Here is a 20,901-nt window from a genome sequence, read left to right as displayed (position 1 = left end):
ACTCTAGAATATATTAGATAAATCCTGAATTCGTGTTAAAGATAATGGCAGTTGGTAAGAGAATTCACCATACTCTATCTCACAGAATCTTTCTTTTCTATCAACTGACTTGAGATAATTTAAATTAATGATTACAGATCTGCTTATTCTGTAAAACTCATCCATGGTTAAACCTTTTTCAACAAGCCCTAAGGTATTGGAAGTCGTTATTTTTTTTCCATCAATCATACAAATATCTGTATAGTTCCCATCTGCTTTGCAATACAAAATCTCTTTCGGGTTAATCACTTCAAATCCTGTTCTTGTATTGATTTTAAGACGATGATTCATCTTAATTTTGGTAAGCAGTTCCATCATCTTTTGATTTTCTACTTCTTCTTTTCGAATACCTATTATTCGATTCATACAAATGCGTAAATCTTCTTCATTAACAGGTTTTAATAAATAATCCAATGCCGATGCCTTTATGGCTTCAATGGCATATTGATTAAAAGCAGTTACAAATACAATTCTAGGTGATTTCCCCAAGTGAATTAATTCATGTACAAACTCAAAGCCATTCTTTTTTGGCATTTCTACATCAAGGAAAACTAATGCTGGGTTATGGTCAAAGTATAATTTTATGGCTTCATCAACCCCTGGAGCAGTTATAATTGTACAATCCGGATTTATTCTTTTTAGTAAAATTGACAAGAGCTCTCGCCCTCTTGATTCATCATCAACAAGTAAATAAGTAGACATATTATATGTAGTGGTTAATTGAAGAGTGAATATAATCAAAAACAAAACTGAAATGATATTTAATTAAATAAATCGACAATTATTATAAAAATAGAGGCTATGATCAAACATAGCCTCCATTAAAACCAGTATTAAAACTATCTTTCAATACTAAAACTAATACTCTTTTCTACTTTATTATCAAATTTATCTACAACAGTACAATTCAATAAATATTTTCCTTCCATAGCGGCATCATCAATTTCTATGGAGGTGGATATCTCTGCTGATTTTTTACCTTCAACAGTTGGAAACGGATTTCCATTGGCATCATTATCGGTTAAACTGTTAAATGAAAACTCCTGCACAGATTTCATTGATTTAAGCCCGGAGTAATCAATTTTTATTACATAGCTTAACAATTCTTTATTATCATTTAGTTTTACTTGCAATGATAATTGTTCACCCGCTTTTACCATCTGATTTTCTGTTGGATTTAGGATTGATACATTTGGTGCTATAGTATCCTCTTCCACTATTTTATCATCACTACCTCCTCCACAGGAGATAAAAATCAAGAAACAAAATAGGCTTATGAAACTCTGATTTATAATTGTATTTTTTATTCTCATAATTTTACAATTTTACGTTTAACAATTTGATCTCCTTTCTGAAGAATTAAAAGATACATTCCTGAGGATAGATTTGAAACATTCGTTGAAATCTGGTAGGAACCAAATACCTTATTTTTTTCTTGAAGATTAAGCATTTGACCATTAGAATTTAAAATTCTCATTTTAATATCTTCACCTGTACAATTATTTAGTTTCACGTTTATTATATCTACTACAGGATTAGGATACACCTGTAAATCGATATTATTAACATCCTCAATTCCGGTAACCACTTCGTCCTCTGAAGCTGTTTCAAAAAGTTCTCCTGCCAAATCAGCATCGGAACCTGCATCAAGGCTGGCTACCATCTGATCGTTGGAAGCATCGTAAATTTCTATCATAAAATCATAGGAGCCATGAGATAATTCAGGGTTTGGTGATCCAATAGCAATCCAGAAAGCATCATTGCTAGAAGATTCAGTAATATCAAAATTACCAGAGGTAAAATAAAAACTATAAGTGCTCTCACTTTCCAACTTGTAGTTGACCTTAGCGTAAATCGTATGAGTACCTGAACTTACATCTACATCTAGATTCAGTTTTCGGTAACGACTGTATCCATCTCCATCATTATCCTCAACATCACTCATGTTTGCACTGAAAATACTGTAACTGACCGTGCTTGTTGCAGCATCTTCAGAGGCTGTTTCAAATTGCTCTCCTGCCAAATCAGAATCTGAACCTGCATCAAGGCTGGCTACTTTCTGATCGTTGGAAGCATCGTAAATTTCTATCTTAAAATCGTAAGAGCCATGAGACAATTCAGGATTTGGAGATCCCATTGCAATCCAAAAAGAATCACTACCTGTATTATCAGTAATCTCAAAATCACTGGATGTATAATAAAAACCATAAGTGCTCTCACTTTCCAGCTTATAGTAGATCTTAGCGTAAATCGTATATGTACCTGAACTTACATCAACATCCATATTCAGTTTTCGGTAACGACTGTATCCATCTCCATCGTTATCCTCAACATCACTCATATATACATTGTTAATACTGTAAGTAAGCGTGCTTGTTGAACCATCCTCTGAGGCTGTTTCAAACAATTCTCCTGCCAAATCAGGATCCAAATCTGCATCAACACTAGCTACCATCTGATCGTTGGAAGCGTCGTAAATATCAACCATGAAATCGTAAGACCCATGAGACAATTCCGGATTTGGAGATCCAAGGGCAATCCAAAAGGCATCATCAGAGGCATTATCGGTAATCTCAAAATCACTGGATGCATAATAAAAGCTATAAGTACTCTCACTTTCTAATTTGTAGTACACTTTAGCATAAATCGTATGCGTACCTGAGCTTGCATCTACATCCAAATTCAGTTTTCGGTAACGACTGTATCCATCTCCATCAATATCCTCAACATCACTCATGTTTGCGCTGAAAATACTGTAACTAAGCGTACTGGTTACACCATCCTCTGAGGCGGTTTCAAATAACTCTCCTGCCAAATCGGAATCTGAACCTGCATCAAGGCTGGCTACCTTCTGATCGTTGGAAGCGTCGTAAATCTCTATCTTAAAATCATAGGAGCCATGTGACAATTCATAATTTGGAGATCCAAGGGCAATCCAATAGGCATCATCAGAGGCATTATCAGTAATCTCAAAATTATTGGAGGTAAAATATAAATTGTAGGAGCTCGAACTTTCCAACTTGTAATACACCTTAGAGTATACCGTATGTGTACCTGAACTTGCATCTACATCCATATTCAGTTTTCGGTAACGACTGTATCCATCTCCATCGTTATCCTCAACATCACTCATATCTGCACTGTGAATATTGTAAGTAAGCGTGCTTGTTGAACCATCCTGCGCGTCTGTTTCAAACAGTTCTCCTGCCAAATCTGCATCCAAATCTGCATCAACACTTGCTACCATCTGATCGTTGGAAGCATCGTAAATATCTACCATAAAATCGTAAGAGTCATGAGACAATTCCGGATTTGGAGCCCCCATTGCAATCCAAAAGGCATCATCAGAGGCATTATCGGTAATCTCAAAATCACTGGATGTATAATAAAAGCTATAAGTACTCTCACTTTCTAATTTGTAGTACACTTTAGCATAAATCGTATGCGTACCTGAGCTTGCATCTACATCCAAATTCAATTTTCGGTAACTACTGTATCCATCTCCATCGTTATCCTCAACATCACTCATATCTGCACTGTGAATATTGCAAGTAAGCGTGCTTTCACCATCCTCTGAGGCGGTTTCAAATAACTCTCCTGCCAAATCGGAATCTGCACCTGCATCAAGGCTGGCTACCTTCTGATCGTTGGAAGCATCGTAAATTTCTATCTTAAAATCATAAGATCCATGAGATAATTCAGAATTTGGAGATCCAAGGGCAATCCAATAGGCATCATCAGAGGCATTATCGGTAATGTCAAAAGTACTGGAGGTAAAATATAAATTGTAGGAGCTCGAACTTTCCAGCTTGTAGTAGACCTTAGAGTATACCGTATGCGTACCTGAACTTGCATCTACATCATAATTCAGTTTTCGGTAACGACTGTATCCATCTCCATCGTTATCCTCAACATCACTCATATCTGCACTGTAAATATTGAAGCTGACCGTGCTTGTTGCACCATCTTCTGAGGCGGTTTCAAATAACTCTCCTGCCAAATCAGAATCTGAACCTGCATCAAGGCTGGCAACCTTCTGATCGTTAGAAGCGTCGTAAATATCCACCTTAAAATCATAAGATCCATGGGACAATTCAGGATTTGGAGATCCCATTGCAATCCAGAAAGCATCATCAGAAGCATTATCGGTAATCTCAAAATCACTGGAGGTAAAATAGAAAGAGTAAGAACTTGAACTTTCCAGTTTGTAGTAAACCTTAGCGTAAATGGTATGCGTCCCTGAACTTGCATCTACATCCAAATTCAGTTTTCGGTAACGACTGTATCCATCTCCATCGTTATCCTCAACATCACTCATATCTGCGCTGTAAATATTGTAAGTAAGCGTGCTTTCACCATCCTCTGAGGCGGTTTCGAACAATTCTCCTGCCAAATCGGAATCTGCACCTGCATCAAGGCTGGCTACCTTCTGATCGTTGGAAGCGTCGTAAATTTCTATCTTAAAATCATAGGAGCCATGTGACAATTCAGGATTTGGAGATCCAAGGGCAATCCAATAGGCATCATCACTTGCATTATCGGTAATATCAAAATTATTGGAGGTAAAATATAAACTATAACTACTTGAACTTTCCGACTTGTAGTAGACCTTAGAATATAAGGTATGTGTACCTGAACTTGCGTCTACATCATAATTTAGTTTTCGGTAACGACTGTATCCATCTCCATCGTTATCCTCAACATCACTCATATTGGCACTGTAAATATTGTAGCTAACCGTGCTTGTTGCACCATCTTCTGAGGCGGTTTCAAACAATTCTCCTGCCAAATCGGAATCTGAACCTGCATCAAGGCTGGCAACCTTCTGATCGTTGGAAGCGTCGTAAATATCCACCTTAAAATCATAAGATCCATGGGACAATTCAGGATTTGGAGATCCCATTGCAATCCAGAAAGCATCATCAGAGGCATTATCGGTAATCTCAAAATCACTGGAGGTAAAATAGAAAGAGTAAGAACTTGAATTTTCCAGTTTGTAATACACCTTAGCGTAAATGGTATGCGTACCTGAACTTGCATCTACATCCAAATTCAGTTTTCGGTAACGACTGTATCCATCTCCATCGTTATCCTCAACATCACTCATATCTGCGCTGTAAATATTGTAAGTAAGCGTGCTTTCACCATCCTCAGAGGCGGTTTCAAATAACTCTCCTGCCAAATCGGAATCTGCACCTGCATCAAGACTGGCTACCTTCTGATCGTTGGAAGCGTCGTAAATTTCTATCTTAAAATCATAGGAGCCATGTGACAATTCAGGATTTGGAGATCCAAGGGCAATCCAATAGGCATCATCACTTGCATTATCGGTAATATCAAAATTATTGGAGGTAAAATATAAACTATAACTACTTGAACTTTCCGACTTGTAGTAGACCTTGGAGTATAAGGTATGTGTACCTGAACTTGCGTCTACATCATAATTCAGTTTTCGGTAACGACTGTATCCATCTCCATCGTTATCCTCAACATCACTCATATTTGCACTGTAAATAGTGAAGCTGACCGTGCTTGTTGCACCATCTTCTGAGGCGGTTTCAAACAGTTCTCCCGCCAAATCGGAATCTGAACCAGCATCAACGCTTGCTACCTTCTGATCGTTAGAATCATCGTAAATATCCACCTTAAAATCATAAGATCCATGAGACAATTCAGGATTTGGAGATCCCATTGCAATCCAAAAAGCATCATCGCTGGCATTATCGGTAATATTAAAATCACTGGAGGTAAAATAGAAAGAGTAAGAGCTTGAGCTAGTTGACTTGTAATATACCTTAGCGTAAATCGTATGCGTACCTGAACTTACATCTACATCCAAATTCAGTTTTCGGTAACGACTGTACCCATCTCCATCCGTATCCTCAACATCACTCATACCTGCACTGTAAATACTGTAGCTAAGTGTATTTGTTTCATCATCCTGCGAGGCGGTTTCAAATAGCTCTCCTGCCAAATCAGAATCTGAACCTGCATCAATGCTAGCTACCTTCTGATCGTTGGAAGCATCGTAAACATCTAACTTAAAGTCGTAAGATCCATGAGACAATTCAGGGTTAGGGGATCCGACAGAAAACCAATAGGCATCATCACTGGAATTATCGGTAATATTAAAATCGCTGGAGTTAAAATAGGAAGAATAAGAACTTGAACTAGACAACTTATAGTATGATTTAATGTAAATTGTATGTGTACCAGAACTTACATCCACATCCATATTCAGTTTTCGGTAACGACTGTATCCATCTCCATCGTTATCTTCGACATCGCTCATATTTGCACTGTAAATAGTGAAGCTGACCGTGCTTGTTGCGCCATCCTGAGAGGCGGTTTCAAACAGTTCTCCCGCCAAATCGGAATCCGAACCGGCGTCAACACTGGCTACTTTCTGATCGCTCGAAGCATCGTAAATATCCACCCTAAAGTCATAGGACCCATGAGACAATTCAGGGTTTGGAGATCCCATTGCAATCCAAAAAGCATCATCACTGGCATTATCAGTAATATTAAAATCGCTGGAAGTAAAATAGGAAGAATAAGAACTTGAGCTAGTTGACTTGTAATATACCTTAGCGTAAATCGTATGTGTACCTGAACTTACATCTACATCCAAATTCAGTCTTCGGTAACGACTATAGCCATCTCCATCGTTATCCACAACATCACTCATACCTGCACTGTATATACTGTAAGAAATTGTAGAGGTCTTAATATGCGGCGTTATATCTTTACGAATTTCAAAATTATTTCCTGTAATTACACCATCTTGATCCATTGATTTGGATAACTTAGGCGATTCTAACTTAATGCTATTGTTTAGATTCTCACAAAATCCTTCCAACTTTGAAACCTTATTATTCAGGATCTTACCATCTCCACCCTTCTGAGTTTTGATTTTTGGTGAGATTAGATTTGATAAGTCCCCATCAATTTCATTATTTATATCTGTAATAGATCCCTCGAATTTTGAAACACTATTATTCAAAACCTTACCATCTCCACCCTTCTGAGTTTTAATTTTTAGTGAGTCTTGAGCTGATAATCCGGACTTAATTCCATTATTTAAATCCGCAACAGAGCCCTCCAATTTTGAAATATTATTATTCAAAACCTTACCATCTCCACCCTTTTGAGTTTTAATTTTTAGTGAGTCTTGAGTTGATAATTTTCTATTTATGTCATTGCTTAAATCTGCAATAGAACCCTCTGATTTTGAAGTATTATTGTTCAAAACCTCACCATCTCCACCCTTTTGAGTTTTTATTTTTAGTGAGTCTTGAGCTGATAATTCTCTATCTATGTCATTGCTTAAATCTGCAATAGAACCCTCTGATTTTGAAAGATTATTATTCAAAATCTTACCATCTCCATCCTTCTGTTTTTCTGTATTTGAAGAAACTTTGCCAGATAATTCTCTCTCATTAGAATTCTTTAAATCCGCAATAGAACCTTCTAGTTTTGAGACATTATTATTCAGCACTTTACCATCTCCACCCTTCTGATTTTTGATTTTTAGAGGTGCATCAAGTACTTTAATTCCATCCTTTGTTTTCTTAATAGAATCACAAAGTAAACTTTGCTTGGTTGTTTTTTTTGATGTATTAGTTTTATACTGTGCATGTACAGTATTAACCAATAATAATAAAATAAGAACAGTCTGTAGAAGTTTATTCATAATTATATATTTAGCAATTAAACAAACTAAAACTAAACATTTAATAAGGTATCAAAATCAGAATATTATACTTATTTAGTAGTGAGGTACATTTACTTACTCAAGCATAAGCTTTAATGATTAAAGGAATTTATTTACTCGAATAATCCGAGCTATATGGGGAGTTAAGCTTTTAAATTATAGTTGGATAGATCTTTTTGGATCGTATAAAAAACGCTACTCTTAAAAATTACACATAACAATAATCATAGGTTTATCTCCAAAAAAACAATTGATTACAAAGTGAGTTTTTGATATTTCCTTGCTAAAGGAGAAAATTCATTGAGCTCTTTCCATCAACTATTCCAAACAGCATTAGATATTACCCCCTATCTCACCAATTCGATAATTAACATATCATCTATACTTTATTTACAACAATAAAGTATTATTTTTGTACTCACTTTTCGAATTGGAAATAGATGTAAATCATAAACAAATAAAACAGATGAAACGCATAGCATTAATTTTTATAAGCCTTGCCGTAGCAGCGCTTTTCTTAACCTCCTGTGATAAAGACGATACTGATACTGACACGAGCTTTGAAGAGTCTTTACTAATTGGAAAATGGCAGAGTGGTACTTTATTCGAAAGATACAACTCTAACTATTCGGGTGCTAGTTGGGATACTGCCGATGATGTAACGGAAGATGAAGCTCAGGAATTTACCTGGTCTATTGTTAAAGATCAGTTGGAGCAAATTCATATCATCGAGAACGGCGGTAAAGTACCAAAAGTATACACCCTTACAAAGTTAACGGCATCCTCCCTGGAGTATGAAGACGATTACGGAGTAAAAAAATCATTTAGCAAACTATAGAGAAATGCGAATCGTAAAAAAAGTTGGAATCGCTTTATTGGGGTTCGTTATTGTAATGATACTATGCGTGTCAGTGGCATTGTGGTATCTTTTTACACCCGAAAAATTGAGTCCAATCGTTAACAAACAGGCAAAAGAGTACTTAGCCTGCCACACAACAATTGAAAAAGTTGAACCAACTTTTTTTAGTAGCTATCCATTTTTTGGGATTGAGTTAACTAATCTCTGTTTGCAGGAAAATAACTCAAAAAAGGATACAATTTTATACACTCCCAAATGCTTTGCCTCGGTAAATGTAATGTCGTATTTGTTTGGAGGAGACATAAAGCTTGATCCTTTTCTTGTTGAAAATGCCTATTTGAATTTCAAGATTGACGTATCGGGGCAATCCAATTTCGACATTTTAGAAAGTAGTTCCCATTCAACGGAAGATGATTCAAAAGAATCATCTCTGGGTGATATGGACATAAGCAATGTGGAATTCAAAAATTGCAATGCCAATTATACCGATGAGTCAACATTTAGAAAGGCTAAAATCAGCAACTTAAATGCAAAACTAGAGTTAACCTACAACAGCACAAATCAGTTTTGTGATTTGGAGATGCAAGTAAAGCAATTGTTGTTTGTCACATCCGACTCTTTGGCACTTCATTTTGATGCAGGGGACTGCGATCTGAAAATTAAATCCAAGGCTACGAACAAAGACTTATTCAAGTCCAATGTAAAGCTTGTTTGTCAATCCATGTCGCTTTCTATGGCTGGTGATACTCTTTTATCGCAGATGAAAATTGACACTCACCTGCCCTTTACTGCCAGGCTTTCTGAAAACAGCTATGCATTTGAAGAGTCTAAACTTACTGTGAATAATGAGCAAGCCATTTCATTCAATGGTTTGGTAGCCATCTTAAAAGATAATTCCATATCAAGCGATATTAACTATTCGAGCAACGAATGGGATGTGGAGAAAATCATGGCGCTTATTCCCAATGCCTATTCAGAACCACTAAAAGAGGTAAATGCTAAGGGTTTTGCACAAGTAAACGGATCGGTAAAAGGACTATTATCTGAGAGCAGCACTCCCCTACTGGTAGCAAATGTAGATTACGCCAAGGGAGAATTGAAGTACAGCTCCTATCCTACTGTAAAAGACATACAGTTGTCGATGTCGACTCAGGTGGATTTGAACGAAAATCAAAATTCGACTCTTACGATCCATCCCAGCTCTGCCAAAATAGAACACAGCAGTGTTTCGCTTAAAGGTGAAATTTCAAACCTTCTGGAAAGTCCATCTTACGATATTTATTCAGGAGGTGGTTTTAATTTAGTCGATTTTAAGCCCTTTATACCCAAGGATCAAAACATCAATATTAAGGGATCGCTTTCTGGCGATCTGCATACCCGATTCACTCAAGCGGATTTGGATAGGGCTGCGTATCACCGAATTTATGTAAGCGGCGATTTCAAGACCAAAGATTTTTATGCGGTATACCAGGATAGTATGAAAGTGGAGCTAGATGCTGCAAATCTAAAGCTCAATTTACCCAGCCAAGCCAGAGCAAACCCAAAGCTTACATTCGCCAATATCAAAATTGATGCTCCAAACTTGAAAATGGACGTATCGCCTGAAATTTATGCGGCAACAGAAAATCTTGAACTCTCTGTCGACATCAATCAAGTGGGAAAAGACCTTTCTGTTCCTATATCCTCCTGTGAGTTAAAATTTGGAAGCCTTACTGCTGCAATCGATACCTTATCGCTTCGTGCCAAAAATGCGGAAGGACAATTTGCTTATGCTCCGCAACTTGATGCAAAACAAAAGGTTGCCCTTATCAATTCAAGCATTAGCAGTCAGGAAATTCTTATTGCAAGCAGGGATACGACTCTGTTTGATGCAAAAGAGCTGTACACCAAAACGAATTTGAAATACGACAGCTCTCAAAACAATGTCATTTTGAAATGGCAGCCCGAAGTGGCGATTCGTTTCTCCGATGCCATTTACGACCTGGGAAAACAACTGAAAGGGCAAATTCCAAACATCTCCTTTACGCTTGATTCCGACACCATGGCGATTGCAAAAGCTGATCTAATTTTAGGAGATTCCGATTTCAGCCTCAAAGGTGAATTAACCGATATCTCCAGCTATCTTAAGGATGAAGCCTTGCTTAAAGGCAAGTTTGATTTGATCTCTAAAAATACCGATGTCTACCAGCTAATGGATATTTTTAATGGCATGGGAAGTCAGGATTCAACTTTGACAAGCAATGAGCCTACTGCATCCACAAACGATCCTTTTATGGTTCCAAAGGGTGTGGAAATCCGATTGAACACAAGCATCGATCAAACCATCGTGAATGATAATATTATTGAAAATATCAAAGGTGGTTTAACCGTTAAGGATGGCACGTTGATTCTGGATCAAATGGGTTTTACAAGCAAGGCTGCCAATATGCAGCTTACAGCTATGTACCGTTCTGATAGAAAAAACCATCTTTTCTCAAGCGTCGACTTTCACCTTTTGGATATTGATATTGCTGAATTGATTGATCTGATTCCTTCGGTTGACACCATAATTCCAATGCTAAAATCATTCGAAGGGAAAGGCGAATTTCATTTGGCTGGAGAGACTTACCTTAAGAGCGATTATTCATTGAAGCAATCTACTATTCGAGGTGCTGCGTCTTTCCAGGGGCAGGAATTAACCCTAATGGATACCCAGACATTCGACATGATTGCCAGTAAACTAATGTTTAAGAAAAAGACCGAAAATGTGATTGATAGCCTGAGTGTTGAAATGACTCTGTTTAGAGATGAAATTGATTTGTATCCTTTCCTTCTTGTTATGGACAATTACAAAGCCGTAATTTCCGGACGCCACAATACGGATAATCGTTTTAACTATCACATATCGGTAACAGATACTCCATTACCTGTACGGTTGGGCTTAAATGTAACTGGCACCATTGAAGATTTGAAATACAAGCTTGCTCCATGTAAGTACAAACATCTTTACGATCCTAAAAAGCAAGGCGTTCTAGAGGCACAAACTTTACGTTTGAAGAAACTAATCTCGGAATCGCTAAAGGAAAATGTGAAAGCAATTGAATAAACCCTCGCAGGGAGATAAAAGCAGATCATAAAAAAGAGGATGTCCTTAATTTGGGCACCCTCTTTGTTTTTATAATGTTTCAGGCAAAATATCAAGTCTTAAATCTCTTGTTAAAATCTTACAGATCCATTTTAAAAGCTCAATAATTTAACTTTTTGAATTTGCGTAAGCCAAAAATAAAGAGCCATCCGGCTTGAAGATAAATCCTATGTTATAATTCATCATTTTAAAGCACCCCTCTCCCTGTCGGGATCTCCCTTAAAAGGAGAATTTCAACTTTCTGAATTGTTCTTGAAGCAGCGTTCTTCTCTCCTTCAAAAGATAGATAGAGTGAGGTTTTTCAATCTTCCATCGCAAACAACAACAGCATTCCAAATTAAGACAATAGTTGCGATAGAGTTACATTCACAAATAAACCCAGGACCTTGCCCTGGGCTATAAATATTTTGCCCCTACAGGGCATTTCTCAAAGCGATATTTCTTTTCATCAATGTACCGATCGAAGTGAGATCATGAATGCCCGTAAAAATTATAAATGAATCAAAAGTAAAAGCCCATCCGGCTTAAGGACAAAACATATTTTCAATGCAGCCTTGACCTTTTTGCTTCGTTTTTGGGTTAAGCCAAAAATGAAGAGCCCATCCGGCTTGAGGACAAAACCAATAAACATTGAAAGATAATCTTATTCTATGCTTTGCTCCACTTTAATCAATTTACTCACATCGTATCCTCTCTCGTTTAATCTCACAAGCAAATCATTATACAAATCATCTTTAATTTGAGGGGTTCGAGAAAGAATCCACAAATACTTGTCGGTACTACTTCCAACAATTGCCCATTGGTAATCCTTATCTAAATCGAGCACAAAATAGTCCCCATAAAAGAACCAAAAGAAGGAGACTTTTAATTTTGAAGGTACATTTTTGTTTGGAATTTTAGCCTTACCAATTGCTTCGGATCTTTCACCTTGTAAAGTCTCCTTAAAGCCTGCATTCACCACTTTTATCTTTCCATCTTCACGATAGGAATAAGTGGCACTAACACCAACCAAACCACGTTCGAAACTATGATCGAATCGGGCAATTTCATACCATTTTCCCAAATATCTATCTACATCCAGTTCTTTCACAACTGTTTTATCGATCATTGTATCCTGACTTTTACATGAACTAATTAGTAATAAAAAAAACACTAAACCATTGAAAAGATTTCTCATTTTAAAAAAATTGTCTGATATAAACACCTAAGAATAGTAACAAGCTGTTGTAGCTCATTCTCTATACAAAAACAACACTTAGAACATGAGATTGTTCATTCCGATGCAGAAATATACATTAAGTACAAAAAATCAGATATCATTCATGAAAAACCCCAACAGGATTTGGTTTGGCATGCACAATAACATTTCGAGATAGCTGATTGCTATCCGAATTGCCATCGTTAAGCGTAAAAGTGATGGTTCGACTGCCTGTGACAAGTGAACCTGAAGTTTCATTGTTTCTAAAACTTATGGCTTGAAGTGCGTCCGACATATTCGCTGGACTTGCAGCATTCAGTACTATGGTCTGATCACTCGATGAAGATACGGTAACGCCAGATACAGGTGAATACTCCAATTCATCCTGTCCACTCTCAAAACCACTACTAATTGTTATAGTGGCAGTAATCAGATCCGACTCTGTATCCGAAGCAGTTATAGTATTAGTGATCAAAACAGATCCATCACAATACTCCAAATCGGCAGATTCGATAGTAGATAATACTGGAGGAAGATTATGGCGATAAAAAGTAAAATATTGATTGTTGCTAAAATTCACTGTTGCTTCCCAATTCGATCCGGAATCAATCAAATCTACCATTTGGGTAGATACATTATTTGGAAAAGATGCATTTGTACTGACTAATAATCTATTCACTCCACTTGGAAGCGCCGATTTTGCAATCTGCAAGCGTACGTTCCCTACCGATCCTGTTTCGTTAACTTTCCATTTTCTGGCTATACCTGAATTGGCTTGTCCATAGTAAGTTTGAGAAAAAGAGTTGGTCAATCCATCGTTATGTCCCCATAAAAGAAAAGATCGATTTGATGTGAAAGAAGCAGGTGACGAAATATTCGTTCCATTTGCAATGGTAATGCGCGAAGAAGAATTTACACTTTTCGATTTGCCCTGGTTTAAACCTGATGTATCATCACGACCTATACCGGCAACATCATTCAAATAGCCAGAATTACCACTTCTGTTCCAAATGGTAGTTCCGCCAGAATGAAGGTAATTGTTATGCAATGTTACCCCATACTTAATTGCCAAATAAGATTCAATTCTATTTTCGGCACTACTTCCTTTGGTATTGTCGTAGAAAATGATCTCAGCCGTATAACCTTGAAGATATCGTCCATACTCGTTCAATGGGAAACGGCTGTTGCTACTTCCTGTATTCAGGTTATTGGTGGAACTCACGCCATCTACAATTTTCTTTACAAGCACATTCGAGGAATTGTTAGATTTCTCGAAACTAATAATAGAAACCTGTCCATAAGGGGATGAGATACCACTATTGTAGTCTCGAATACCGTATCGGGTAAAACCCAAAGTTCCTGTGTTGTTCCATTGTTCGTAACGCAACGAATAGGAATTGTTATTAAGCAATCGGCTTCGATTTCCCCAATTCTCTCCCCTTATTACAAAATACACCAAGGCACGGCGATAATTTCTATTTTGTCCGTTAAAATAATCACCTCCATCGAAATAATAGGCTGGATTAAAATTAATGATGTTATTGGTTAAACTTGGACGCAAAGAAGAAGTGTATTGAGAAAAATCATTGTTATTGGAAGTCTGATCGTTCCAAACGGAAGTAGTAACTCCAGCATTGGCTTTCAGCCACATTCTTAAATTACCACTCTGTCCTCCAGGCGATTGAGCCACAGAAGAAAACGTAAAAAACAAGAAGAAAAAAGCGTAAAAATATTTCATATATTACCGGTTAATAAAAACAAACACATACGAATCTTAAAGCTGTTTTTAGTAAACATTTAAGAGTTTAATGTAATACGGCTGAAAGCCTTGATATGTTTCTTCGTACGCTTAATAACATTCAATCATTAGATTTATCAAATGGTATAAATAAGCTTACAATTAAAAAAGAGGAAGCCTAATTGGCTTCTTCTCACTATTTAGTATAACTACTATCGAATTTCATTTACGTCATTCCATTGTTTTTGTTCAAATACTTTAGATATTGAATTAATAGCAAGGAAATTCCACCACAAATGGCAAAACCTGCAAAAAGTGGCAGTGCTGTTACATCAATAAATCGACCAATAAAAGTGGCAATAGGCACGGCCATAACTGTTCCAACAAATCCAAATAGTGCCGCACCAATTCCTGCTATATGTCCAATGGGTTGCATGGCTAGTGTATTAATGTTTCCAAAAATAAAGCCTATACAAAATAGCATTAGTACAAAAAATAATAGAAGTATAGCAAAACTTGGATTGGACTCTCCATAAAAAAGGATCACATACAATAATGAGATAAAAGTAAGTGCTATTGTAAATATTGTTGCCAGCTTTAACATGCCAAAACGAATCACCAAAGTTCCATTCATAAAAGTGGATAATCCAATTACGATAGCAATTCCTGAAAAGATAAAAGGAAATTCATCAACCAAACCGTATTGTTCCTGAAAAATTTGCTGACTGGAACTTAAATAAACCATAAAGGCTGATAGGATTAACCCAGACATGAAAGTGAAAATCAAAGATTGCTTGTGTTTGGTAAACTCTTTTATTCCATTGGAGAATAAGGACCAACTCATTTTCTTTCTGTTTTCAACTTTAAGAGTTTCGGGCTGGCGTTTCCACAACCAGAGAACCACAAAAAGACCAAATATCAATTGGCTGGAAAAAATAGATTCCCAACCAAAACTGCTTAGCATCAACTTTCCAAAGGATGGTGCTACAATTGGCGCCAAAATAAATATAACTGTAACAAAGGACATGATTTTTGCCATATAATCTCCCACAAATCTATCGCGAACCATAGCCGTACTAATTGTTCGGGGCGCCGAAAGACCAATTCCCTGTAGAAACCTTCCTAAAATCATCATCTCCATACTAGTGGAAAAAATACAAAGTAAACTTGAAAAGGTAAAAATGGTAAAACCTATATAAATAACTGTTTTTCGCCCCAAACTATCCGACAAAGGACCGGAAATCAGCTGACCGAATCCCATACCCAAAAAGATCATGGTAATTAACAACTGATTGTTCTTTGGATCGGTAATGCCTATGGTTTTGGCAATATCAGGCAAACCTGGCAGCAAGGCATCTATCGATAAGGATGCCAGGGACATTAAGGATGCCATAATGATAATAAATTCGGTATCCGTTTTTCTTTTTATTTGCATAAAATACATTTAACATCAAGCATTAATGATTTTAATGTTTGATTTTATCAATCTAAAACTTATTCAAATAGAATTCTTATTCAAGTTCTCTATTCTCAACGAATACCGCATTTTTATTGGGTTCAATTTGACAATTCATTTTCCCACTAATGATTTTCACGAAAGAGGCGCCCAAAAAGATAATTTGTGAAGTATAATACACCCAAAGCATTAATAATGCCAATACACTAGCTGCTCCAAATGTTGAGGAAACATGCGAGTGACCAATATACATTCCTATAGCCGATTTCCCCAGAACAAAAAGTATTGCGGTAAATATTCCTCCAGCTATTGCTGCTTTCCAGTGTACTTTTGCATCACCCAAATATTTATACATGATTCCAATAATCAAGGCAATTACTACTAAAGATGTGATGTGCTCGTAGATAAAAGTCATTTTGTAATCGCTATGCAGGTTATAGGCATATTTACTTAAGAAACTGCTAAGAGTGGTACTAATTAAAATGATGAAAAAGAGAACCACAAGTATGACAAAGGACGTCAAATGTTTAGTGATGTATTTTAGAAGTCCACTTTTCGGCTTTTCTTTTATTTCCCAAATGCCATTAAAAGCATTGTGAATCTGACTTACCATTCCTGATGCGCTCAAAGCCAATGTCGCAAATCCAATTGTAGTAGTAAGTACATTGTTATGATTTATATGCTGATTCTTTACGATATTCTGTAACTGTAAGGCAGCATCACTACCTAAAATATCTTTCAGCTGTGCATATATTTCTCCAGATACAGCTTGTGCTCCAAAAAACAATCCAAGTAAGGAGGTTATGATAATGATGATAGGCAAAATAGAAAACACAGCATAATAAGCCAATGCTGCACCTTTTTGAAAGGTATCACTATTCAAAAAATGACCAAATACTTCTTTAAAAAATTGTATCATATTTAACAGATGAGTTAAGATATTATATAAGTTCGAGTAAGGCAGGCAAACCTATATATTTTTAAAAGTGGCAAACCATTTAAACTCCACTATAGCCTTCCACAGCTAAATCGATTATCCTTGTGATTATTTCTTGTAAATCATCTGATACAAATCATAATCCTTTGCCCAATAATCCTTTTCGATATTCACCAATTCAAAGCCCATTTTATTGTAAAAATCAGCCACCAATTGACTTGTTCTCACTTCGATGATTTTGAATAAATTCTTCGCTTTGATGTAATCAATCCTATATTTTATTAATGATTTCCCAACTCCCTTTCCTTGATAATCGGGATGAATCATATCCCAAGATATTCTGGCAATCTTCTCTTCGGGAAAATAATTGATTCCTCCTGCCCCTACAATCACAGATTCAAGCTCAACGACAAAATAATCCTCTACCTCTTTATCCAGGTAGTTTTTTAAGTCATTCTCTTCTGATGGATCAAAATATTTAGGCGTATTGAGCTTTACCAATTCAATAACTTTAATTTTATCTTCTTTTGCGTATTTTCTAATCATCTGTATGCTCTTTATTTATCACACACTTTAATTGCTTACTAGCAATTCTGCACTCCTCTATATTAAGTCATTAAAATTGTACAAGAATCATATCACGTACAGAACTTCTCTATTTTGACATTTTAAGAGAATTCCGCAAACTCTTTCTCCTGTCGATAAAACTTCCCGAGAATATTAATCCACCAATAATCCCCATAAAAATGTAAAGGATTTGCTCTCCCATGTTGGAATGTGTATTTCCTTCATTAAGAAACACACTACTCAGTCCAATAAAAGCCTTACTCCCCGGAACTAGCATAATAATTCCAGGAACCAAAAAGACCAATTCTGGCGATTTAGTTATCTTACTAAACAACTTACTTGCTAAAACTGCGACAAATGTTCCAATAAATATACTTACTAATATTCCTGTAAAGTCGAGTAAAGTAGTGGTATAAAAACTCATGAATCCGGCAATTACACAAAATAACAGATCTTTTGGCTGCACTTTAAAAACAGGCATTAAACTCAATGCAAGTAAAATAATCGCAAAGTAATCTACCCACTGAGGAACATCATTCACCACTATATTTGGTTTCAAATCAATAAACATAGGAAGAATCGCCAAGCCCAAAACAACTCCAAAGAATTGCTTAAACAAAGATACCAATGCATCAAATAGTTTAGCTGTTCCCGATACCAAACTTCTGGATGTAATCTCTTCCAAAGCTGTCGTAATCGATAAACCAGGAATAAATACAATGATGGAAGCCAGTATGGTCATGGAGATATTAATCTGTCCAAACTGTGCAGCAAGCAAACCCGTTATAAGAGTTGCCGTAAAAGCCACCAGTGATTCCAGCGTACTTCGAATGTAATCTGACTTTTTTGCAAATAGTGTGATCCCATATATGATCGCACCAATTAATGATGCAGTCAATGCCGATGCCCAACTAGTATCCAGAATAATACTGAATGCTCCTGCTGAAATCATGAATGCGAATAACTCTGTCAGCTTACCATATCCCAAAGGTGCACTTTCAATTCTTTCAATTCTCCGCTTGGCTTGTACAAATGAAATTTTATTGGACAATACACTATTCGTAATCTCAACAATTCTCGATAGAGCGCCTAGATTTAATTCCCCTGGCAAAACACATTCCACATAATTGTAGGTATGTTCATCCTCTTCGTAAAACACATAGTTGATCCAGGTAGGTGTATCCATAAAACTGCCACGAATACCTTTCTTCTCAGCGATTTCGTTCAGATAGATTTGAGATTTATAAGAAGGCACCCCATAAGTATGAAGTGCCTTACCCAACTGTACAATGAATTTATATTTTTCTGGTATTTGCATTCTCTAATATCTTATCGATCCAAAACTTTACAAAAAATCATATTTATTCTAAAGCCGTACAAAAATACAACAAATTATTAATCACTTGATAGTCCATTCATATACTTTCTAATTTAGTAATCCGACCTATTCGTAAAGCTAATAGCCAACAAATCAGAAAGTATCAATTTCATGCTAATAATTAGATAATTACGGACAATAAAATCTTCTAATTTATTTTCAATTTTCTTGTAAAATTTATCAATAAACGAGGATAACGACAGCCATTATGCATTACTTTTGCAGCTTCAATCAAACAATATTTACCAAATGAAATCTATTTTTAAGCCCAAATTACTTTCAGTAATTAAAGGGTATAATGCTCAAGCCTTTCAAAAAGACTTGTTTGCCGGCATTATTGTCGGAATCGTTGCTCTTCCATTGGCAATTGCTTTTGCAGTAGCATCAGGTGTTTCACCCGAAAAAGGTTTGATCACAGCTATAATTGCTGGTTTTATCATTTCCTTAGTTGGTGGTAGTCGTGTACAGATTGGTGGTCCTACCGGAGCTTTCATTGTAATTGTTTATGGCATTGTTAATGAATATGGTCTGGATGGTCTTATGATCTCAACCTTTCTTGCCGGTTTAATTCTGATCGCATTTGGTTTGATGCGATTGGGAAGCATCCTAAAATTTATTCCACATCCGCTTATTGTTGGTTTCACCAGTGGTATCGCTTTGGTAATTTTCTCAACTCAGATTAAGGCTGCTTTTGGTTTGCAAATAGAAGAATTACCATCTGAATTTATTAGCAAATGGGTGTGCTACTTTACAAATTTTTCAAGTTTTTCCTGGTACGCCATTGCGATTAGTGGAGCAACTATTTTACTTACCCTATTCGCTGGAAAAATCATTCCAAAAATTCCTGGTTCTTTCATTGCCATCATAGGTATGACTGCATTGGTTTCTATTCTTGATTTACCAGTTGATACAATTGAATCGGTTTATGGTAGCATTCCAAATAGTTTTCATTTTGAAATTCCTCATGTTGAATGGACCAATTTACACAATTACTTTGCTCCTGCCATTACCATTGCCATTTTAGGAGCAATTGAATCGCTCTTATCAGCAGTTGTTTCCGATGGGATGATTGGTGGTAATCATCGTTCCAACACAGAATTAATTGCTCAGGGTATTGCCAATGTTTTCTCTCCTATATTTGGTGGAATTCCTGCAACTGGGGCAATAGCAAGAACAGCTACCAATGTTAAAAATGGTGGACGAACTCCAATAGCGGGTATGATTCATGCCATTACCCTTTTACTAATCATGTTGGTATTTGGTAAGTGGGCTAAGCTAATTCCTATGTCATGCCTTGCTGGAATATTGATTGTAGTTTCTTATAATATGAGTGAATGGCGTTCGTTCCGATCGATCCTGAAAAGTTCACGATTTGATATCATTGTACTGCTAACCACTTTCTTTCTTACTGTTTTAGTTGATTTAACCATTGCCATTGAAATTGGAATTGTTTTGGCTGCTTTGATCTTTATGTATCGCATGTCGAAAATTAATGGAGTAATGCCCGTAGAAATAGAATCGGATGAAATTCAGAATTACAGCCAATTACCAAAAGAAATAGAAGTATATGAAATTAGCGGACCTTTCTTTTTTGCTGCTGCGAAAAGATATCAGGAGACCTTACGCAATTTAAAAGGATCTACATCTGTTCTCATTATTCGCATGCGACACGTTCCTTTTATTGACTCTACTGGTATTCAAAACTTCACGGAAATCATTAAAACTTTAGAAAAAAGAAAAACAAAAGTTATTTTATCAGGTGTAAACCCTGATGTTTTAGTAGAAATCAAAAGAAGTGAAATTATCGATTTTATATCCGATGATAACATTTTAGATAACTTTGATGACGCAATAATCAAGGCTAAATCGAATATATAAACCTACCAAAATA

At 36.3% G+C, this 20,901-nt stretch carries 12 protein-coding genes; 3 read left to right on the top strand and 9 right to left on the bottom strand.

Features of this window, described 5'->3' with window-relative positions:
- Positions 1-3 precede the first annotated feature (3 nt).
- The 3 genes from GCQ56_RS07485 to GCQ56_RS07475 all read right to left on the bottom strand — a co-directional run bounded on the left by GCQ56_RS07485 (position 4) and on the right by GCQ56_RS07475 (position 7,732).
- Positions 4-741, bottom strand: a complete 738-nt coding sequence (locus GCQ56_RS07485) for a LytTR family DNA-binding domain-containing protein (protein ID WP_152733794.1) — start codon at positions 739-741, stop codon at positions 4-6.
- A gap of 137 nt (positions 742-878) precedes the next feature.
- Entirely contained in the window at positions 879-1,352 is a 474-nt protein-coding gene (locus GCQ56_RS07480) for a DUF4625 domain-containing protein (protein WP_152733793.1), read from the bottom strand.
- The gene (locus tag GCQ56_RS07475; protein WP_152733792.1) at positions 1,349-7,732 is read right to left on the bottom strand and encodes a choice-of-anchor H family protein; all 6,384 of its coding nucleotides are present in this window, start codon (positions 7,730-7,732) and stop codon (positions 1,349-1,351) included. The genes GCQ56_RS07480 and GCQ56_RS07475 overlap by 4 nt, the downstream gene beginning before the upstream one ends.
- Positions 7,733-8,219: 487 nt before the next feature.
- Here GCQ56_RS07475 and GCQ56_RS07470 point away from each other — a divergent pair, with 487 nt between their 5' ends.
- Together GCQ56_RS07470 and GCQ56_RS07465 are read left to right on the top strand one after the other, a co-directional pair.
- Positions 8,220-8,591, top strand: a complete 372-nt coding sequence (locus tag GCQ56_RS07470; RefSeq protein WP_152733791.1) for a hypothetical protein — start codon at positions 8,220-8,222, stop codon at positions 8,589-8,591.
- Between the two features lie 4 nt (positions 8,592-8,595).
- A complete protein-coding gene (locus tag GCQ56_RS07465; protein ID WP_152733790.1) occupies positions 8,596-11,697 on the top strand; it encodes an AsmA-like C-terminal region-containing protein in 3,102 nt (1,033 codons plus the stop codon).
- Positions 11,698-12,379: 682 nt separating this feature from the next.
- Here GCQ56_RS07465 and GCQ56_RS07460 read toward each other — a convergent pair.
- From GCQ56_RS07460 to GCQ56_RS07435, 6 genes are all read right to left on the bottom strand, one after another.
- Complete coding sequence (locus GCQ56_RS07460; RefSeq protein WP_227006022.1) at positions 12,380-12,913, bottom strand: lipocalin family protein; 534 nt, start codon at positions 12,911-12,913, stop codon at positions 12,380-12,382.
- Between the two features lie 139 nt (positions 12,914-13,052).
- Positions 13,053-14,672 (bottom strand): hypothetical protein, encoded by a 1,620-nt coding sequence (locus GCQ56_RS07455; RefSeq protein ID WP_152733789.1) that lies wholly within the window; start codon positions 14,670-14,672, stop codon positions 13,053-13,055.
- A 226-nt stretch (positions 14,673-14,898) separates the two neighbouring features.
- On the bottom strand, positions 14,899-16,107 hold the full coding sequence (locus tag GCQ56_RS07450) for a multidrug effflux MFS transporter (RefSeq protein WP_152733788.1): 1,209 nt from the start codon (positions 16,105-16,107) through the stop codon (positions 14,899-14,901).
- Positions 16,108-16,183: 76 nt separating this feature from the next.
- Positions 16,184-17,047, bottom strand: a complete 864-nt coding sequence (locus GCQ56_RS07445; RefSeq protein WP_152733787.1) for a YihY/virulence factor BrkB family protein — start codon at positions 17,045-17,047, stop codon at positions 16,184-16,186.
- Between the two features lie 126 nt (positions 17,048-17,173).
- Entirely contained in the window at positions 17,174-17,611 is a 438-nt protein-coding gene (locus GCQ56_RS07440) for a GNAT family N-acetyltransferase (protein WP_152733786.1), read from the bottom strand.
- Between the two features lie 109 nt (positions 17,612-17,720).
- Complete coding sequence (locus GCQ56_RS07435; RefSeq protein WP_152733785.1) at positions 17,721-18,950, bottom strand: threonine/serine exporter ThrE family protein; 1,230 nt, start codon at positions 18,948-18,950, stop codon at positions 17,721-17,723.
- 309 nt (positions 18,951-19,259) lie between these two features.
- On the opposite strand from GCQ56_RS07435, the gene GCQ56_RS07430 reads away from it, so the two are divergent.
- The gene (locus GCQ56_RS07430; RefSeq protein WP_152733784.1) at positions 19,260-20,888 is read left to right on the top strand and encodes a SulP family inorganic anion transporter; all 1,629 of its coding nucleotides are present in this window, start codon (positions 19,260-19,262) and stop codon (positions 20,886-20,888) included.
- Positions 20,889-20,901 lie beyond the last annotated feature (13 nt).

Origin of the sequence: Marinifilum sp. N1E240 (assembly GCF_009295825.1) — a bacterium.
In the GTDB taxonomy this organism is placed as follows: Bacteria; Bacteroidota; Bacteroidia; order Bacteroidales; family Marinifilaceae; genus Marinifilum_A; species Marinifilum_A sediminis.
This window is presented reverse-complemented; position numbering and strand designations above follow the sequence as displayed.

Excerpts from the sequence above, each read along its gene's own strand:
- GCQ56_RS07485 (WP_152733794.1), bottom strand. The coding sequence starts at position 741 with ATGTCTACTTATTTACTTGTTGATGATGAATCAAGAGGGCGAGAGCTC.
- GCQ56_RS07480 (WP_152733793.1), bottom strand. The coding sequence starts at position 1,352 with ATGAGAATAAAAAATACAATTATAAATCAGAGTTTCATAAGCCTATTT.
- GCQ56_RS07475 (WP_152733792.1), bottom strand. The coding sequence starts at position 7,732 with ATGAATAAACTTCTACAGACTGTTCTTATTTTATTATTATTGGTTAAT.
- GCQ56_RS07470 (WP_152733791.1), top strand. The coding sequence starts at position 8,220 with ATGAAACGCATAGCATTAATTTTTATAAGCCTTGCCGTAGCAGCGCTT.
- GCQ56_RS07465 (WP_152733790.1), top strand. The coding sequence starts at position 8,596 with ATGCGAATCGTAAAAAAAGTTGGAATCGCTTTATTGGGGTTCGTTATT.
- GCQ56_RS07460 (WP_227006022.1), bottom strand. The coding sequence starts at position 12,913 with ATGAGAAATCTTTTCAATGGTTTAGTGTTTTTTTTATTACTAATTAGT.
- GCQ56_RS07455 (WP_152733789.1), bottom strand. The coding sequence starts at position 14,672 with ATGAAATATTTTTACGCTTTTTTCTTCTTGTTTTTTACGTTTTCTTCT.
- GCQ56_RS07450 (WP_152733788.1), bottom strand. The coding sequence starts at position 16,107 with ATGCAAATAAAAAGAAAAACGGATACCGAATTTATTATCATTATGGCA.
- GCQ56_RS07445 (WP_152733787.1), bottom strand. The coding sequence starts at position 17,047 with ATGATACAATTTTTTAAAGAAGTATTTGGTCATTTTTTGAATAGTGAT.
- GCQ56_RS07440 (WP_152733786.1), bottom strand. The coding sequence starts at position 17,611 with ATGATTAGAAAATACGCAAAAGAAGATAAAATTAAAGTTATTGAATTG.
- GCQ56_RS07435 (WP_152733785.1), bottom strand. The coding sequence starts at position 18,950 with ATGCAAATACCAGAAAAATATAAATTCATTGTACAGTTGGGTAAGGCA.
- GCQ56_RS07430 (WP_152733784.1), top strand. The coding sequence starts at position 19,260 with ATGAAATCTATTTTTAAGCCCAAATTACTTTCAGTAATTAAAGGGTAT.